General features: G+C 38.7%; 11 protein-coding genes. 2 read left to right on the top strand and 9 right to left on the bottom strand.

What is annotated here, in order from left to right; genetic code table 11:
* Positions 1-6: 6 nt before the first annotated feature.
* The 8 genes from H6A27_RS03660 to H6A27_RS03625 all read right to left on the bottom strand — a co-directional run bounded on the left by H6A27_RS03660 (position 7) and on the right by H6A27_RS03625 (position 15,289).
* The gene (locus H6A27_RS03660; protein ID WP_204507725.1) at positions 7-1,701 is read right to left on the bottom strand and encodes a SusD/RagB family nutrient-binding outer membrane lipoprotein; all 1,695 of its coding nucleotides are present in this window, start codon (positions 1,699-1,701) and stop codon (positions 7-9) included.
* 33 nt (positions 1,702-1,734) lie between these two features.
* Positions 1,735-4,926 carry a SusC/RagA family TonB-linked outer membrane protein gene (locus tag H6A27_RS03655; RefSeq protein ID WP_204507724.1) on the bottom strand — a complete coding sequence of 1,064 codons (3,192 nt, stop codon included), beginning with the start codon at positions 4,924-4,926 and terminating at the stop codon, positions 1,735-1,737.
* 28 nt (positions 4,927-4,954) lie between these two features.
* Complete coding sequence (locus tag H6A27_RS03650) at positions 4,955-5,875, bottom strand: glycoside hydrolase family 16 protein (RefSeq protein ID WP_204507723.1); 921 nt, start codon at positions 5,873-5,875, stop codon at positions 4,955-4,957.
* Between the two features lie 288 nt (positions 5,876-6,163).
* Positions 6,164-10,159, bottom strand: a complete 3,996-nt coding sequence (locus H6A27_RS03645) for a hybrid sensor histidine kinase/response regulator transcription factor (protein ID WP_204507722.1) — start codon at positions 10,157-10,159, stop codon at positions 6,164-6,166.
* A gap of 213 nt (positions 10,160-10,372) precedes the next feature.
* On the bottom strand, positions 10,373-11,620 hold the full coding sequence (locus H6A27_RS03640) for a DUF1015 domain-containing protein (RefSeq protein WP_204507721.1): 1,248 nt from the start codon (positions 11,618-11,620) through the stop codon (positions 10,373-10,375).
* Between the two features lie 14 nt (positions 11,621-11,634).
* Positions 11,635-12,558, bottom strand: coding sequence for an NAD(P)-dependent oxidoreductase (locus H6A27_RS03635; protein WP_204507720.1), 924 nt, complete (start codon positions 12,556-12,558; stop codon positions 11,635-11,637).
* A gap of 86 nt (positions 12,559-12,644) precedes the next feature.
* A complete protein-coding gene (gene serC / locus H6A27_RS03630; protein ID WP_204507719.1) occupies positions 12,645-13,715 on the bottom strand; it encodes a 3-phosphoserine/phosphohydroxythreonine transaminase in 1,071 nt (356 codons plus the stop codon).
* 257 nt (positions 13,716-13,972) lie between these two features.
* Positions 13,973-15,289: a DEAD/DEAH box helicase gene (locus H6A27_RS03625; RefSeq protein ID WP_204507718.1), complete on the bottom strand. Its 1,317-nt coding sequence runs from the start codon at positions 15,287-15,289 to the stop codon at positions 13,973-13,975.
* Between the two features lie 371 nt (positions 15,290-15,660).
* Here H6A27_RS03625 and H6A27_RS03620 point away from each other — a divergent pair, with 371 nt between their 5' ends.
* The gene (locus tag H6A27_RS03620; RefSeq protein WP_204402315.1) at positions 15,661-16,671 is read left to right on the top strand and encodes a pyridoxamine kinase; all 1,011 of its coding nucleotides are present in this window, start codon (positions 15,661-15,663) and stop codon (positions 16,669-16,671) included.
* A 297-nt stretch (positions 16,672-16,968) separates the two neighbouring features.
* Entirely contained in the window at positions 16,969-17,763 is a 795-nt protein-coding gene (locus H6A27_RS03615) for an SDR family NAD(P)-dependent oxidoreductase (protein WP_204507717.1), read from the top strand.
* A gap of 49 nt (positions 17,764-17,812) precedes the next feature.
* Here the strand turns inward: H6A27_RS03615 and H6A27_RS03610 are convergent, their stop codons facing one another.
* Positions 17,813-18,445 carry a DKNYY domain-containing protein gene (locus H6A27_RS03610; RefSeq protein WP_204507716.1) on the bottom strand — a complete coding sequence of 211 codons (633 nt, stop codon included), beginning with the start codon at positions 18,443-18,445 and terminating at the stop codon, positions 17,813-17,815.
* Positions 18,446-18,519: the final 74 nt, after the last annotated feature.

The raw sequence follows: 18,519 nt of genomic DNA, 5'->3' as shown, positions 1-18,519 counted from the left end.
AGATTTTTATTCTTTATCCCACCATACAGGAATATTCCAACTGTTAGTTCCACCCATACGGTCCAAAGCTTCCTGATAGCCTTCCTTGTTGTATGAAGACTCAAGAATAGGATAGCATAAACGTACCGGGATGTCGTATCCTCCTGTCAGCTTATCAGCTGCATAGCCATATTCGGCAGGAGATTTCAGTTTTGGATACCCCGAACGACGAATGTTTGCCCAACACTCTGACAGGTTATGGAAGTGAAGAATCCAAGCCTGAGTATTTATAGCTTCTTTCTTACCTTCGTCACTAAGAGCTGAGATAGGATGATTTGCAATATAATCGTTTATAGCCTGATTGTCTATTTCACAATCATAATTATCAACAAGGAATGCCATTGAAGCCCTAACGCCATTTTCATAATGCTGTTCAACAGTTGTAGAGCCCACGTTCCATCCTTTAAGTTTAGCCTCAGCCAATAGGAACTCAACCTCAGCATATGTCATAACGACACCCGGATTATCAGATTTCAGGAAATTCTGGGCCAATTTAGGACGGGTAGCATCCTGTAGCCATGGATTTGAGTAATTTGCATTGTCAGGATACCTTTCTTTAAGGTCTGCTATAATTTCACTCCAATATCCATTGTCCGGCCATGGTTCATACCAGAATTCACCCGGTTTTGAAGGATTGAACTGCGCACCCAGTTCCAGCATTTCATCTGTCAAATCAATACGGTTATTAGGATTTGACTGAGTCAGCCCCTTGTCGAAATAACAACGGGTAAGAACAAAAGTACGAGGGTCGTCGTTGTCTTTCAATGTGTTGAAGAAAGTAGAACAGATATAAGTCTGGTTGTTTGCAGGGTCGTTACCAAAGTACAATTGTGACAAAGCATTGCGCCTGTAATCAGTATATGCTTCCTGACCAAAATTGAATGTAAGTTCCATGTATTCAATCAAAGCATCATCGTTAGCACTTGTCATATAGCCGGCTGCATCATTATATGCTTTTTCAAACTCTTCCTGTGCTTTCTGAGGGGCTACATCTGATATACGCATCGCAAAACGCATACGTAGCGAGTTTGCAAATTTCTTCCATTTATTGACATCACCATTAAATATTGCATCACCGGTAATAGCATCTTTTTTATCATCCAACGCAGCCACGGCAGCAGACAGTTCAGTAAAGAAACTATCGTAAATTTCTTCCTGAGTATCATAACGAGGACTTGTAATACCACTGATAAAACCTCTGGCTGCCTCTGAGTATGGAGCATCACCGTATGTATCTGTTATGATAGACATAAGATATACTTTGTAAATCACAGCAGCGGCATGTATGTTCACTTTGTTCTCGTCACCTTCTGTCTTTACCTCAACATCTACAAGATTCTTGATTCCTGTAGTATAAAGATTTGTCCAAAAACGATTCATTTCGTTATTGTCAATTTTGTGCTGACCTCCGTAGTTTGTTGTATTCCAACATCCCATAAGCTGCTGCGTAAAGGCACCTATATAGCTTCGGTATATCTCTATCATTCCAAGGTCGCCGTATGTCTGTAGTTCGGCAAAAGTCAACTGTGAATTTGGGTCAATATTTTCAGCTTTCGACGGGTCTGTATTCATGTCATTCATGTATTCATCACTGCAAGCTGTAAAAGCAAGTGCAATTGCCATGCACATTGCTGTTTTTATATATGATTTGTAACGTTTCATTGTGTATTTCTTTTTGAAATGATTTAGAATTAATTAGAATTTAACGTTGACATTGAAACCATAGCTTTTACGTGAAGGCAATGAGCCGTATTCCATACCCATACCTGTAGTATTGTTATAGTTCGAATCAGGATCGATATTAGGAATATTCTTCCAAACAATAAACGGATTACGCGCAACGAAAGACACAGTCAATCCTTGAACCTTATTCTTCAACCATGTTTTAGGTAATGAATAGCTCAATGTGATTTCACGACATTTAATGTATGAGTTGTCGTAAACAAACATTGATGGAGCATAACGACTGATATTCATCCAATAATCCTCAGGATTTACGTAGATATCATTAGGACGGTATGTTCCGTCTCCATTGTCTATTACACCAGGAGCAATGAAACCACCTGTCGGTGTCCAATTTGCTTCGCTTATGCCTAAAGCTTTACGCTGTTCTTCTGATTTATACCATTCTTCGCGCCCTTCCAATGTTTCCAATGCTTTACCAGATTCGTATGCAGCACGAGCTGACATTGAATACAAATCGGCACCGACCTTAACATCGAATACGGCAGCAAGAGAGATATTCTTGTATGTGAAATTTGTTACAACACCACCTGTCCAGTCCCATGAAGCGTTACCCAATATATGGTTACTGTTATCGTATTGTGGCAAACCAGTGCTTGGATCAATCAAAATATCACCATTTTCATTGCGTTTGAAGTCCGGACCAATAATTGAACCAAAATTTTCTCCTACTACAGCTGCAATCTGCACATCCTGCCATGTAGCCTTTTCCAGTTCAAATAAGTCGATGCCGTCAACCAATTCCTTAACCTTATTGTTGTTCTTAGAGAAGTTGATGTTCAAATCCCAAGAAAAGTCCTTTGTCTGAATAGGACGAGTGTTCAAAGCAATTTCAATACCGTTGTTCTGGATTTCACCGGCATTAATCATACGATATGTATAACCGGAAGCCCATGAACTAGCCATAGCCATAATCTGATTTCTACTAGTCTGGTTATAGTAAGTGAAATCCAGACCGATACGGCTATTCAGGAATTTCAATTCCAATCCCATTTCGTATGAGTTGGTTCTTGTAGGCTTTAGGTCACGATTAGGAATAGTAGTGTTACTGATAGAGCCTAAAGTATATCCAGGATAAGTAAATTTAGATTTTGTATATACCAATCCCAGCTGATAAGGATCAGTATCGCTACCTACTTGTGCCCATGACACACGGAGTTTTCCGTAAGGCAGGAAATTGTGATTCTTTATAAGTTCAGAGAATACAAAGCTACCTGAGAATGAAGGATAGATATATGTATTGTTATTCAAAGGCAATGTGGAAGAACGGTCTCCGCGCAATGTAGCATCAAGATATATCAGGTGTCTCCATCCAACATTTACTGCACCATAAATAGAATTTATCTGTTTTCTGTAATAATTCTGTTCCACACTTGTTTCATTAAAGCTCATGAGTGCCACCGTTTCACGTATCTTCATATCCTGAGCTGTAGTAATTGTAGTCTCATTATTCACTTTATACAAGTTGGCGCCCAATGTTGCATTGAAATCGAAATCACCCCAGGAGTTGTTATACAGAGCCAACATTTCGAAGTTGTACATACGGTTTCTGAAATTGCTTATCTGCAATCTGCCGGCTTCATAACCAGGAGTTGTAGGAGCCTTGAAATCCTCAAACTTAAACCAGTTGAATTCAGCTCCGACCGTACCCTGAAGCTTAAAATGGTCAGTAACGTTCCATATTGCCTTACCATTGAAACGGAACTGATCTTTATCTGATTGGTTCGAGTTTTTGTAAACATCCCAGTAAGGGTTTACATTATATGGATCCAAACCATTCCAATTAGAGTATTCACCATTTGCATCCTGATATGTTTTCAGCCATTCCTGATCGTATGTAGTGGCAAGAGTCATAAGGTTTTTACCGACATTACCTTTGCTGTCGCCAAGAGCCGGACGGTTCTTTACCGATTCGCGTGTATAGTTTGTACTGAAATCCAAATCAACTTTTCCCATACTAGTATTCGCACGCAAATTGAATATGTTACGGCTCATATTTGTATTAGGAACTATATCCTTATTACGCATATCAGTGTAAGTAAAACGTACTCCCGACTTTCCATGGCTCGAACTTAAAGTTAATGTATTTGTTGCAGTCAAACCTGTACGGAAGAAAACAGATACGTTATCAGGAATAATCAGATACGGACGCGAAACGCCATCAAAATAATCAAGCATATTTGAACCGTCGGCTTTTGGTCCCCAACTCTTATTTGTATTTGCAACAGCATTTATACTGTAAGTGCCATCACTACCCATACCATATATTTGCTGAACTTCGTTCCATTTAGCAAGTTGAGTTTCAAATGTCATTGTACCATTATACTCAACACTCATACGTTCACCATCCTTACCGCTAGCCTTCTTTGTAGTGATAAGAATTACACCGTGACTGGCACGGCTACCATACAACGCTGAAGCAGCAGGACCTTTAAGTACTGACATATTCTCAATATCATCAGGATTAATGCTAGATATACCATCACCCAAGTCGTATCCTCCTTCTGTACCTGCACTGCCATAGTTTGTATTATCCAAAGGTACACCATCAATTACATATAGAGGCTGGTTGTTTCCTGTCATTTCTGTATTACCACGCAAAAGTACACGTGTAGAACCTGAAGGTCCACCGGCAGTCTGACTGACAACCAATCCAGGTACTCGACCAGCCATTGAGTTAATGACATTGGTTTCCTTAGCCTTTGTCAGTGCTTCACCTTTTACTTCATCTACACCATAACCAAGTGCCTTACGCTCACGCTTTATACCCAACGCTGTAACGACTACCTCACTCAACACCTTACTATCTTCCTCGAGAGTGATATCTAGTGGTGAAGTACCAACTTTTACTTCTTTTGTTTTGTAACCGACATAACTTACCACCAATGTGGCCCCCGGCTGTACATTCAGAACAAAGTTACCATCCATGTCAGTAATGGTTCCATTTGTTGTTCCTTTTTCAACAATCGAAGCTCCGATTATCGCTCCCATCGCATCTTTAACATTACCGGAAACCTGTCGATTCTGTTGCATTATTGCAAGATTGACTTCTGCAACTCCGGCATTCACTTGCGGTATTCCTCCCAAAAGAGACAAGGACAATGTACCGCAATACAATGTGTACTTGTAGTTTAATCTTCTCATAAGTTTTTAATAAGTAATAGTATTAAGATTAATTATATATTTTCACCCAGTCGATAAACATTTGGGCTTTTTCTCCATCCTTCAATGCTGTAATCTGTGCCGGATCTGTAATGCCTGGAAAATCTCCGCCAACTGCAAGATTAAGCAATAAATAGAATTTATCATTAAAATACTCAAAACGACCACTGTCAGGTCCGATATTGAATGTCTTAATTAATATATCATCAACCTTTACGATAAGTTCATTTTCATTCCACTCCAAAGAATAGACATGATAGTTGCCATCCTGTAGACTTTTCTCCATTGTCTTGGTTTGGAATATCTGTTCATGTCCTTCGACATTAGGACCATAATGAATTGCGGTATTGATATATGTTTCTGTTGTATTATTGGCTATGCCTGCTTTTTCTCCCATCTCCATTATATCAATCTCACCACAGGCAGGCCACTGCCTATCGTTGTCGCCCATCATCCAAAATGCAGGCCATAATCCGTTTGCTGTTTTAGGGAGTTTTATACTTGCTTCTACTTTACCATATTGAAAACTTTTCTTGCCTTTGCTGTTTACACGACCTGAATAAAATTTATCCCCTTCTTTTTTGGCCGTAAGAATAAGAACTGACTTATCTCCATCTTTACCTACACTAACACATGCTTCGATATACTCCTGAAGTTCATTGTTTACCCAACCGGCTTCATGTGTTTCCTTTGTCCAGATCAAATCATCGAAAGTATCAAAATCTTCTGTAAATATTAGATTCCACTGTTTTGAAGGTTCGTCACCGTCCGACGAATCATCTTCAGGATGTTGCTGTTCATCCTCACTTTCATTAGCATTACTTTCATCATTAATTTCCTCTTCCGTATTATCCGGTTTAACCGGTTCTTTTGAACAGGATTGCAGACTTACTCCGAAGCAGAGTAATAAAAATAAAAAAACTGTTTTCATTACCGATAGTTTTTGGGGTTAAACATTTATGTATTCACATTTTCTCATTTACAGTTAACTAAAGATTATTTTCGCTTATCAAGCTGTGGACAAAATTGGGTATAATACTGTTTTTAGTGGTTTGAATACTGACAGAAAAGGGTTGAAATCTATCATTTTTGATTTTTAACTACCAAATCACATAGTATATATAAAGATTCTCACAAAAAAAACGGGCTTAAAAATCAATAAACCTCCATTTATGAAACCTTATTGATTTCTATGCCCGTAATATCAAGTCCTGCTTATTTATGAATTTTCTTCTAAAAACTTACTTGGTGATACTCCAAATTGTTTTTTAAACAATGTACTGAAATATTTAGCATTAACAAAACCTGTTTCAGCTGCCACATCCACAACACTTTTTCCCTGTTTTAAAAGTTCAGCAGCCCGCTGCAAACGAATCAAACGAATGAAATCCTGAGGAGCCTTTCCTGTCAGCGATTTCAAACGATTATAAAATAAAGTACGGCTCATGGCCATCTCCTGACACAATTGATTTATATTGAATTCAACATCATCAATATTATCTATGACCAATTGAGTAGCACGCTTGATAAATTTCATGTCATCATCGGACACTGATAGAATCGTCTCTTCTGAAGTTCCCTCATCTTCATGAGATACTTCCTCATTGTTATTAAAGACTTCAGTATTACAAGTATCCGTTTTCTCAATCTGCGCTACCACATTTTTCAAGACAAACTGCCTTAGGCTCTTCCTAGTTTCAAGAATACTGTGGACTTTCAGTTTCAAGATTTCTGCACTGAAAGGTTTAGGGATATAATCATCGGCTCCACTCTTCAAACCGCTAACCATAGCATCGTGAGTAACTTTCGCCGTCAGCAATATAAATGGAATACCTGATGTCTGAGGATTATCCTTCACTATACGACATAGTTCATCGCCTTGTATTCCCGGCATCATAACATCCGACAATATAAGGTCAGGATATTCATCTGCCAGGCATTCCAATGCCTTATTTCCATCAGAGACATCAACTACACGGTAATCACGCTCAAAAACCTTCCTTAAATAACAACGTAATTCATCATTGTCTTCAACAATAAGCAATGTATCCGAATCTTTTTTAGGATTCTCAGCATAAATACCAATATCTTCACTTTTATTTTCCACGACAGGAGAGATTTCTTTCTCTATAACACTATCAGCCGTTGGAATACCGATATCTGCCTTTCGCAATGTAACATAAAACGTACTACCCTTGTTTACCTCAGATTTATATGATATTTTTCCGTTCATCATGTTTACCAGACGCTGAACTTGCAACAAACCGAATCCTGTGCCAGGTTCGTTGGTTTGCCTTGCATTAACAGCACGATAAACATTCTTGAACAACTGTCTGCCAGCTTCCTCAGGAATGCCAATACCTGTGTCTTTAACCTCAATTACTATATTTTTCTTATTAATGTAGAGCGACAAGCTTATTGTTCCATTTGGCAAAGTATATTTACATGCATTAGAAATAAGATTATCAAGCAACATCTCCATCAGTCGCTCATCTGCCATTGCGAACACTTCATGTTCTGGCAAGGACATCTTTATATACAGCTGTTTCTTATCGCAAAAAGACTGGAAACTTACATATTCCTTCACTAACAAATCATTGATATTAACCGGCTTAAGAAGCACATTTTTATTACTTATATCTATCTTTTCAAATTCCAATAACTGACTTACCAGAGTATTCAGCTTTTGTGTGTTACTGCGTGCTGTCTCCAACAAATAGCTGACATCATCCGGAAGATTCTTCTCCTTACTTAAATCTTCCAAAGGAGCCATAATAAGTGTTACCGGAGTACGTATATCGTGTGCTGTCTCAACAAAGAACTTAATCTTATCTTCATTATGTTTTTTCTGGAGCTGATTGCTTTTATATCGGAGAATAAAATAAAATATTCCGCATACGAAAGCGACATATATTATCCATGAATACCAGCTGTTCCACCATGGCTGAGCAATATTTATCGAAAGTGACTCTTCCGAAATAATTTCTCCATTACTTTTTCTAAGACTTCTGACTTTCAAAGTATATGTGCCGGGAGATACATTGGTAAATCTGACAGCACCATTAGAATATATCGCACTCCACGATTTTTCATAACCATCAAGTATATACTGATAAGCAATATCATGCTGAAAACGATAATTAATTGACTCGAAAGTAACAGAAAAAGAATTATACCTGTAATCCAGATTGACTTTCTTATCCATGAGCATGGAATAAATGTCCGGACGCATTTGCATTTCCTTATCTGGTGAAACGTATTCCAGTTTCAAGTCTATTATTCTGACAGGAGCATCGTAAGCCTCAATGTCCATCGCATCAGGAGTAATAAAAACTGCTCCATCAGTACTTCCATAAGCAAATCTTCCATCAGATAGTTTAGCACATGCCGACTTGTTATACGTTTTGTCTGTATCATGCATATAATTCAGATTTGATACCTGCAAACCGTTAACCACAGCAAGACCTTTACCTGTACTGGCCCATATGCGTCCCCGCATATCACGCAGCAGACTGTATATATCATCAGACAATAAACCATCGTTCGTAGTAATGGTTCTTACATCACCTGAGTTTATATTATAAAGATTCAGTCCACCACCTTCTGTACCTAACCATACAGTTTCGTCACCATTAAACAACATAGAAACTATATATGCACTGATATTTTTATTATTAAATTCACGAGTAGTGGCATAACGGCTCACCTTAAAGTTATTTTTTTCTGCAATAAAGAAACCATTTACTGTGGCTACTGCCATCTTACCCGAATCAACCTCTTCAATGGAATGAACCCAATTTACCTTAAATTCTCCTTTACGTTTTCCTTGCTTATTGACTACTATCAAATTACCATCCAGACCTCCAACCCATAAATCTCCATCGGCATCCTCCTTTAACGAAAAAATATAGTTTGTGGTCAAGTCGTCTGTATTTCTGGTAAAATGCCTAATAACACACCCATCCTTATCTATATAATACAAACCATCACCATAAGTTCCTGCCCACATATTTCCATTTTCCGACTTACACAAATCAACTATTACAGTAGATTTTAAAACGTGCTTCCATCTGAAATCTGATTTATGCTGGATACTTATACCATCATCAGTGGCAAACCATAAATCATTGTCTAAGTTTTCTTCTATTGCATTCACATTATTATTTACCAACGACTGCGGATTTCCCCTTTCATGCCTCAGTACAGTAATAGGATATTTCATTGAGATAGCCACAGATACCCCTCCTGTGTAACTGCCAATCCAAATATTGTCCTGAAAGTCTTTAGTGATGGTATATATTCCATTGCCATGCAAATATAATTCACCACTATCTTCTGCATTGATAAACAACATTGTCTTTTGAGTATCTTTTTCCACAAAATATACTCCACCGCCATCTATACCAACTAGAATTCTGTTATTATCATATGGAGTAATGGCACGAATAGGATTAAGAAAAGACAGATGATGGCTTTCGATGCAATGCAATGATTGATCGTTTAAATCCAGACTCCACAATCCACTATTGAATGTACCTATCCATAGTTTCTTTTCGTCTCTGTCATAATACAAGGTCTGTACATTCTTTCCTTCTACAAGTTGATCTGTACTTTTACCATCATTAGTCATTAAGTGTAAGACTCCATCAGATGTTCCTATAAACAACGAATCACCAGTACAGGCAATATCATTTATATACTCCCCATCAACAACACGATTTAACGTTTCGTCTGTTTTTTTGCAATAAAGTCCATTGCTTAATCCCAACCAAAGAGTTCCGTATTTATCCGATAATATTTTATTAAGAATTATTTCACCTTTAATATAATCTCCCAAAAAGAAATATAACTCAAAACTATCTGTTTCAGGTTGATATCTGTAAATCCTACCAGTATGGTCGTATGCCAACAATCCAAAATGATTGTCATGAAAAAGCCTGATTATCCTACCGGCCATATCTCCATAATAATAATTGCCAAGCAGGGAATAATTCTTTACTGTAAGACCATTATATCTGTCAACTCCAGTCCTTGTAGAAATCCACATCACATTATCATTGTCTTCAACAATGGAAAAGACCCTTTCACTACTCAAACCATCAGCACGACCAATATGACGAATACTGAACGCTCCGTCAAATACATCGGAAAACAAATCCGCAAAAGAAAATACAGAAAATATTACTGCTATGATATACTTAAAAATTACCTTCATATTTAAAATCTACAGATAGTTTTAAGCCTAAAAATCAATAAGGCTAACAAAGTACAAATATAAAGAAATAAATTAAATCATGTATAAAATATTAAATTTATAATTATAGCATAGTAAACATCTGTAAAAAACATTAATGGAATAAAAGCCTGATGAATGGATTATTCACCAGGCTTTTTCAGATTTCTATCAACTAAAGTGTAAATCAAAATATCATTCCAATTTATGTATAACAAGTCCCGAACGAAGCTTAGGCTCGAACCATGTAGTCTTCGGCGGCATGATGTTTCCCGTATCGGCAATATCCATCAACTGTTTCATCGATACCGGATAAAGGGCAAGCGCCATTGCCATTTCACCACTGTCAACTCTTTTCTTCAGTTCGCCCAAACCACGGATACCTCCAACGAAGTCTATACGCTTGTCCGAACGCAAATCCTTTATACCAAGTATCTCGTCAAGAATCAGGTTTGAAGAAATAGTCACATCAAGCACTCCTATAGGGTCATTGTCATCGTATGTTCCCGGTTTAGCTGTAAGACTATACCATTTTCCTGCAAGATACAAAGAGAAATTATGAAGTGATGAAGGCTTATAGATACTTTCGCCTTTTTCTTCGACTATGAAGTCTTTCTCCAATGCTTTCAGGAACTGTTCGGCTGTCAGTCCGTTCAAATCTTTTACCACACGGTTATAATCAATAATAGTCAACTGCGATGCTGGGAAACATACAGCCATGAAGTAATTATACTCTTCGTTGCCCTTGTGATTTGGATTCTGGGCAGCTTTCTCGGCACCTACCAATGCTGCTGCGGCACTTCTGTGATGACCGTCGGCTATATACAGAGCCGGCATATCAGCAAACAAAGCAGTAATCCTGTCTATATCGTCCTTTTCATCAATAACCCATAATGTATGACCGAATCCGTCGCCCGGAGCTATGAAGTCATATTCCGGCTCGCATGCAGTATATTTAGCAACGATGGCATCAAGTTCGGCATTATCGGGATATGCAAAGAATACAGGCTCGATGTTCGCATTGTTCACACGGACATGCTTCATACGGTCCTCTTCCTTATCGCGGCGTGTAAGCTCATGCTTCTTTATTACGCCATTCATATAGTCAGGCACGTATGCGCCAACAACAAGACCATACTGAGTCTTGCCATTCATGGTCTGTGCATATACATAATAGTTTTCTTTATCGTCCTGCACCAGCCATCCCTTTTCCTGGAACATCTTGAAGTTCTCAACTGCCTTGTCATATACAGCAGGATCATGCTCGTCAGTTCCAACCGGGAAGTCTATTTCAGGCTTGATGATATGGTATAATGACTTTTCATTACCCTTAGCCTCTTCACGCGCCTCTTCTGAATTCAATACATCGTATGGTCGGGAAGCCACTTCCTCTACCATTGATTTCGGTGGGCGTATGCCCTTGAAAGGTTTAACTATTGCCATAGGCAGAAAGTTTTTTATTTTTTATTTACACGGAATTTCTCGCAACCATCCTTGAAGTATGCCACAATCTGTTTTGCAGCAGCAATACCTGCATTGATATTAGCCTCAGCAGTCTGGGCACCCATTTTTTTAGGAGTAGAGAAATATCTGCCGGCACATTTAGCGGCAAACTCTTCATTCTTTTCTGGCATAATGTCTGTTACATACTTCAAGTCCTGACGTTCTTCCATCAGTTTCAGAAGTCCTTCTTCGTCGATAACTTCTTTTCTTGCAGTATTGACAAGCAAACCGTTCTTTGGCATCAGGTTCACCAAGTCATAATTGATAGATTTGCGTGTTTCAGGAGTAGCAGGAATATGAAGTGAAACGACATCACAATTCTTGTAAAGCTCATCTGCAGAATCTACAGGAGTGACACCGTCAGCCTTGATAGCTTCCTTAGGACAGAAAGCATCGTAAGCATAAATATCCATGCCGATTCCTTTGGCGATACGGGCTACATTACGTCCCACATTACCGTATGCATGAATACCAAGTTTCTTACCCATAAGTTCTGTACCAGCCTTACCGTTATAGAAATTACGGACAGCCATAATCATCATACCGAAAGCAAGTTCTGCCACAGCGTTTGAGTTCTGTCCCGGAGTATTCATCACGCATACTCCATGAGCCGTAGCCTCAGCCAAATCAACATTGTCATATCCGGCACCCGCACGTACAACAATCTTAAGTTCCTTTGCCGCATCAAGCACTTCCTTATCCACAATATCACTGCGGATAATAATGGCGTTCACATCTTTTACGGCATCAAGTAATTGGGCTTTCTCTGTATATTTTTCCAATAGAACAAGTTCATAACCAGCTGCTTCTATTTCCTTACGAATACCATCCACAGCAACCTTGGCGAATGGTTTTTCTGTTGCAATCAAGACTTTCATGTGTAGTAAAATTTAAGTGATATAAAGATAAAAAGGACGTGAAAAGAGAAGTCTCCGTCACGTCCCTATTTGATAATTAATACGGATTAATGCAATTTTTCAAATTCCTGCATGCACTCGATAAGAGCCTTAACGCTTTCCAATGGCATAGCATTATAGCATGAAGCACGGAATCCGCCTACTGAACGGTGACCTTTGATACCTACCATACCACGGTCTGTAGCGAACTTCAGGAAGTCAGCTTCCAAGTCCTTATATTCATCGGCCATTACGAAGCAGATGTTCATCAGTGAGCGGTCTTCTTTCACTGTCACTGTACCGCGGAACAGTTTGTTGCGGTCAATTTCAGCATAAAGCAAATCAGCACGTTCCTTAGCTCTGCGCTGCATTTCTTCCACACCACCCTGTGCTTTGATCCATTTCAAAGTCTGCAATGCTGCATAAATAGGCACTACAGGAGGAGTATTGAACATAGAACCCTTGTCAACGTGTGTCTTATAATCAAGCATGGTTGGGATATGACGTGTAACCTTGCCAAGCGCTTCATCTTTCACAATTACGAAAGTAACACCCGCAGGAGCCAGATTCTTCTGTGCGCCACCATAGATACAGATATATTTTGAAACGTCAACAGGACGTGAGAAAATATCAGAAGACATATCCGCAATCAAAGGAACATTCACTTCAGGGTCCGAATGCAATTCTGTTCCATAGATAGTATTATTAGTAGTAATATGGAAATATTCCGCATCTTCAGGAATAACATAATCCTTAGGAATATATGTATATCCGTCTTTTTCAGATGATGCAACTTCCACAGCTTCGCCAAAAGCTTTTGCTTCTTTCAGCGCTTTCTTAGCCCAAGTACCCGTGTTAAGATAAGCAGCTTTCTTTTCGAGGAAGTTATATGGAACCATACAGAATTCAAGGCTTGCACCGCCACCAAGGAATATCACTGAGTACCCTTCCGGGATATTTAGTATCTCTTTAAACAAAGCTACAGCTTCGTCCACTACCGGCTGAAAGTCTTTTGCGCGATGACTTATTTCCATCAACGAAAGTCCAGAGCCATTAAAATCCAATATAGCTTGTGCTGTTTTCTCTATTACTTCGCGAGGCAAAATAGATGGTCCCGCATTAAAATTATGTTTTTTCATTTGGCAGTTGTTTAATTGGTTTTACATATATTTTAATATCTTACGATTGCGAATTTATGTATTTATTTCCACACAACCAAACTTTAATCTAATAAAATTACATCCACAATTGAAATTTTCTTTCATTTTATGATATGAAGCATAATTTTACTATCATTTTGACACACAACAATCATACTGTGGTGTATTTCGTTATAATAACCATAGCAAATTGAGATAATGACCCGTTGTTCTGTATATGCACTGACACAAAGTTATCATTTTGCCAGTTCTATCAAAGTTTTCACCCCCTTAATCTTTTCATTTTGTATCAACTTTAACGTTTGTTGGCTCTTTTTCCTCGATATAGCCACAAAAGCATAATGATCCTTAACGTCAACTTTTCCTACATCGTCTTTATTAAGCCCACCTTTCTTGAAGAGGAAGCCTACTATATCTATCTTGTTTATCTTGTCTTTTTTACCCTTACCTATATATAATGTGACGAACTCCGGTTTCGAAGGTTTGGGTGTTATCTCCGGCAGAGTATAAACATCAATCTCGTCAGGAAGATAATCCGGTACTTTTTCTTCGGAATGCATAATAATATATGCACTACCTTCGGCATCCCATCTTGCAGTACGTCCGTTCCGGTGTATAAATCCATCTTCGGCTATTGGCAGATGATAGTGGACCACATTCTTTATTCCCGAGATGTCAAGTCCGCGAGCAGCAAGGTCTGTAGAAATAAATATATTGCAACTGCCGTTTCTGAACTTATACAATGCTCTTTCGCGATCGTCCTGATCCATTCCACCATGAAATGTTTCACAATAAACTTTCATTGAGTGCAGATACTGGCCTACCCTGTCAACACTCTCACGATGATTGCAGAATACCAGTGTCTGCTCCGCTCCTAAATTACATACCAATTTATATAATGTCTCCAGTTTATCCTTTACCGGCGACTCCACTTTATATAGATGAAGTCTGTCCGACAACTGTTCGTCAGAATTCAGGAAATTCAGCCTTACACTCTTGTTTACTCCAGCAAAGCGCGGTATTTCTTCGGCATCCGTAGCGGAAAGAAGGAACCTCCGGCGCAAATTAGGCAACTTGCCTATCACATCTGCCATTTCCTCCTGAAATCCGAATTCCAGACACTTGTCGAACTCATCAATAACAAGTACACGCACTGTAGATGCATCTATATTACCTTTTCCAAGATGGTCGTTCATACGTCCCGGAGTACCGATAATCACCGACGGACGGATACCTTTCATTGTGCGGTGTTCGTCCATGGCAGGACGTCCGCCATAGCAACTCATTACCTGGAAGTCAGTACCCATTCCTTTGAAGACCTGTTCTATCTGCAATGCCAACTCGCGTGACGGAACAAGCACTACAGCCTGCACTCCCTCGGCATCCTTCTTCAGTGACTGCACAAGTGGAATAAGATAAGCCAGGGTTTTGCCGGAACCAGTAGGCGAAAGCAGTACTATGTCGTTTCCTTCTTTATAAGCTTCTACAGCTGCCTGCTGCATAGCGTTCAACTCTTCTATTTTCAGATTCTTCAGTATTGTACGGATATCCATAAGTTTATAATGATTTAATGTCTTAATGCAAATATACGGAAAATATGCGAAATATGCCAATAATACATGCCGGCGTATGGCTAATCTACATCTGCAGAAGACAATAACCTGAAAAAGAGCTGACAGAAAAACATTTTCGACAGTTCATAATCTGTAAATATAATCTATATTTATAAAAACACAAGTTGTATTTTTATATATACAAGTTATATTTATAAATACACAACTTATATTTACAGAAAACATCAAGGCAAAAATAAGTTTATAAACTGACAGAATGAAGTTTCCATGCAACCAATAAAATAATGCAAAATATTTGCCTCGTACCCAAAAAGTGACGTACTTTGCAACGATAACAGTAAAAACAGATTATGGCAGACAATTATATAGAAAACAAATACGAACAATACCAGGCGCGCAAAGCCGCATGGCAGAAGTCGGGAATGAAAAAGAAAAAAACTGCAACAGCGCACACATCGGCTGCAAGTTCAGGTTTGCAGAAGACATACCTGCAAAGCCACGTAAAACGTGTCGTGGCAGTACACGACCTTTCCGGAGCCGGAAGAGTGTCGCTCATGGCAGTGATTCCAATACTTTCCTCAATGGGAATACAGGTTTGCCCGCTCCCTACGGCAGTTCTATCGGCACATACACAATATCCGCATTACTCGTTCCTCGACCTGACAGAGGAGATGAAGCGGATAATAGAAAGCTGGGAAAAACTCGACATGAAGTTCGATACGTTCTACACCGGATATCTTGGCTCACCACAACAGGTACAGATAGTGGAAGATTTCATATCTAAGTTCCGACGTCCGCAGGATATGGTTGTAGTGGACCCTGTACTTGGCGACAACGGCAATCTGTATAAAGGCATCACAGAAGACATGGTGACAGAAATGAAGAAACTCATAAAATATGCCGATGTGATAACACCAAACATGACGGAAGTTTTCAGACTTCTGGACGTGGAATATAAAAGCGAGGTAACGGTTCAGGAAATAAAATCGTATCTGAAAAGACTTTCTGATGCAGGGCCGGACATAGTAATAGCAACAAGTGTACCTGTACCTGAAAACACACATACTACTTCTGTGTTTGCATACAACCGTCACGGTAACAGATATTGGAAAGTTACATGCCCATATCTGCCTGCACATTATCCTGGCACGGGAGACACTTTCACAAGTGTCATAACTGGTGCCCTGATGCAGGGAGACAGTCTCCCGATAGCACTCGACAGAGCTACACAATTTATTCTTCAGGGAATACGTGCGACATTCGGCTATGAATACAACAACCTCGACGGAATAATGCTTGAGAAAGTACTCCACAATCTCGATACGCCTATACAAATCAGCAGCTACGAAGTTTTGGAATAATAATAATCTTATCTTTCTCAACCGAAAAAGATAATTATACAGTCAATAATTCTTTCAATGAATTTATCAATCTTTCGCCATAGACCTTTCCAGTAAATATGTTTCATAAGCATTTATCTAAACTTCTAACAAAATTATCATAAAATATCGACTATTACAAGTCTCATATAAATTATATAATGGAAGGAGTAGGTATTCCACCGCATCAGAGAGTATAGCAGACACAGTATCCGATTTTATGAGAAAAGAAGATGCCAGACTACAAATGATTACGAACTTAAATTCATAAATAGAAAAATGAAATATGCTTTGATAACAGGGGCCTCATCAGGTATGGGAGTTCATTACACATTACAACTCGCAGAAAAAGGATATGGAGTTATAATTGTTAGTAACAGACATGATGAAAATATCATAACAGCCGACAAAGTAAGAACTAAATTTCCGAATACAGATGTCAGAATTATAGACGCTGACCTTACTTTATCAGATATTCCGGAAATAATCTACAATACCGTAAAAGGCTGGAACATTGAAGTGGATGTATTGGTAAGCAATGCAGGAATGTTGTTATTCTCCACATTTCTTAAAACACCACTTACCAATTTAGAAAAAATAATTTCACTTCATTGCTCTGCACCTGCAAAGCTGATACGTTTGTTCGGTGAAGATATGGCAACACGCCGACACGGTTATATCCTGATAGTGTCATCGGCTACTGCATGGATGCCTTTCCCTACAATATCGCACTACGGAGCTACAAAAGCATTTCTTAAAAATTTTTCCCGTTCCCTATGGTACGAGATGAGACGTTTCGGAGTCGGAGTAACTACAGTTTATCCTGGAGCTGTAGATACACCTTTGTATGAACTGTCTGATAAAAAGAGAAAAATACTTCGAAAATTGGGGATAATGCAATCTCCGGAAAAGACCGTGTCTGTAGCCTTGAAATATCTTTTCAGAAAACGCCACAAATGTATTCCCGGAATATTTACAAAAATAACAGTTCTACTGTGCGTTGTTACCCCTTCATTCTTTTTAATTCCGATACTAAACCTGCCGGTAGTGAAAAGAATACTTGACAAGGTGTAAATAAAACGAACCAACTAAAGGATATCTCCATAATTGGAACATTAACTGGTTATTTAAGTTTCTCTCCCTTAAAATACACATAGAAAGCATCCTCAGCATAGAATCCTCTGGTAACTTTGAATGATGAAGTTGAAGCTCCATTTATCTTGCTTCCTTCCCAATATGCATTGAAAGCATCCTTGGCATAACCATTTCCAAGACAGACGAAGGAAGAAGTTGACGCCCCAGAGATTTTCTTCCCCATCCAATATACATTGAATGCGTCCTTGGCATATCCTTCTTTGAGGATTACAAAACTACTGCCTGACGCTCCAGGTATCTTCTCTCCATTATAAAAAACATCGAAGGTTGATACATAATATCCCGGTCTGTCACAATAATGATATCCTCCACCTGGTTTACCGGGCGACGGACGGTTATCAGCAGAAAATCTTCTGTCAACCCTAAAATAGGAAGGATCCACATACTCTAATATTGTTCCATATCTGTAAACATGATTTCTGTCTTTACCATAGCCATAACCTAAATCACGGAAAGAATGAGAATCGGCTCCATGAATGACTTTACCGTCATAATAGACCTGACCGTTTCTCTTGTCATACGAATAAGACTGTGCAAACATTAAAGAAGGCACAAACAATAATAAAAAGATTGCAAATAGTTTTGAAAGTCTGTTTGTCATAATATCTCAATTTATGAGTTTAAAAACCTGTTTTTACAAATGTAATAATATTTACCGGCAATCATTGCATCAAA

The sequence above is a fragment of the Bacteroides caecigallinarum genome (assembly GCF_016902295.1).
Classification (GTDB): Bacteria; Bacteroidota; Bacteroidia; order Bacteroidales; family Bacteroidaceae; genus Phocaeicola; species Phocaeicola caecigallinarum_A.
The sequence above is the reverse complement of the archived record's forward strand: the minus strand, read 5'-3'. Positions and strand labels throughout refer to the sequence as shown.

Coding starts and splice junctions, on each gene's coding strand:
- serC (WP_204507719.1), bottom strand. CDS start 13,715: ATGAAAAAACATAATTTTAATGCGGGACCATCTATTTTGCCTCGCGAA.
- H6A27_RS03610 (WP_204507716.1), bottom strand. CDS start 18,445: ATGACAAACAGACTTTCAAAACTATTTGCAATCTTTTTATTATTGTTT.
- H6A27_RS03635 (WP_204507720.1), bottom strand. CDS start 12,558: ATGAAAGTCTTGATTGCAACAGAAAAACCATTCGCCAAGGTTGCTGTG.
- H6A27_RS03615 (WP_204507717.1), top strand. CDS start 16,969: ATGAAATATGCTTTGATAACAGGGGCCTCATCAGGTATGGGAGTTCAT.
- H6A27_RS03640 (WP_204507721.1), bottom strand. CDS start 11,620: ATGGCAATAGTTAAACCTTTCAAGGGCATACGCCCACCGAAATCAATG.
- H6A27_RS03650 (WP_204507723.1), bottom strand. CDS start 5,875: ATGAAAACAGTTTTTTTATTTTTATTACTCTGCTTCGGAGTAAGTCTG.
- H6A27_RS03620 (WP_204402315.1), top strand. CDS start 15,661: ATGGCAGACAATTATATAGAAAACAAATACGAACAATACCAGGCGCGC.
- H6A27_RS03655 (WP_204507724.1), bottom strand. CDS start 4,926: ATGAGAAGATTAAACTACAAGTACACATTGTATTGCGGTACATTGTCC.
- H6A27_RS03625 (WP_204507718.1), bottom strand. CDS start 15,289: ATGGATATCCGTACAATACTGAAGAATCTGAAAATAGAAGAGTTGAAC.
- H6A27_RS03660 (WP_204507725.1), bottom strand. CDS start 1,701: ATGAAACGTTACAAATCATATATAAAAACAGCAATGTGCATGGCAATT.
- H6A27_RS03645 (WP_204507722.1), bottom strand. CDS start 10,159: ATGAAGGTAATTTTTAAGTATATCATAGCAGTAATATTTTCTGTATTT.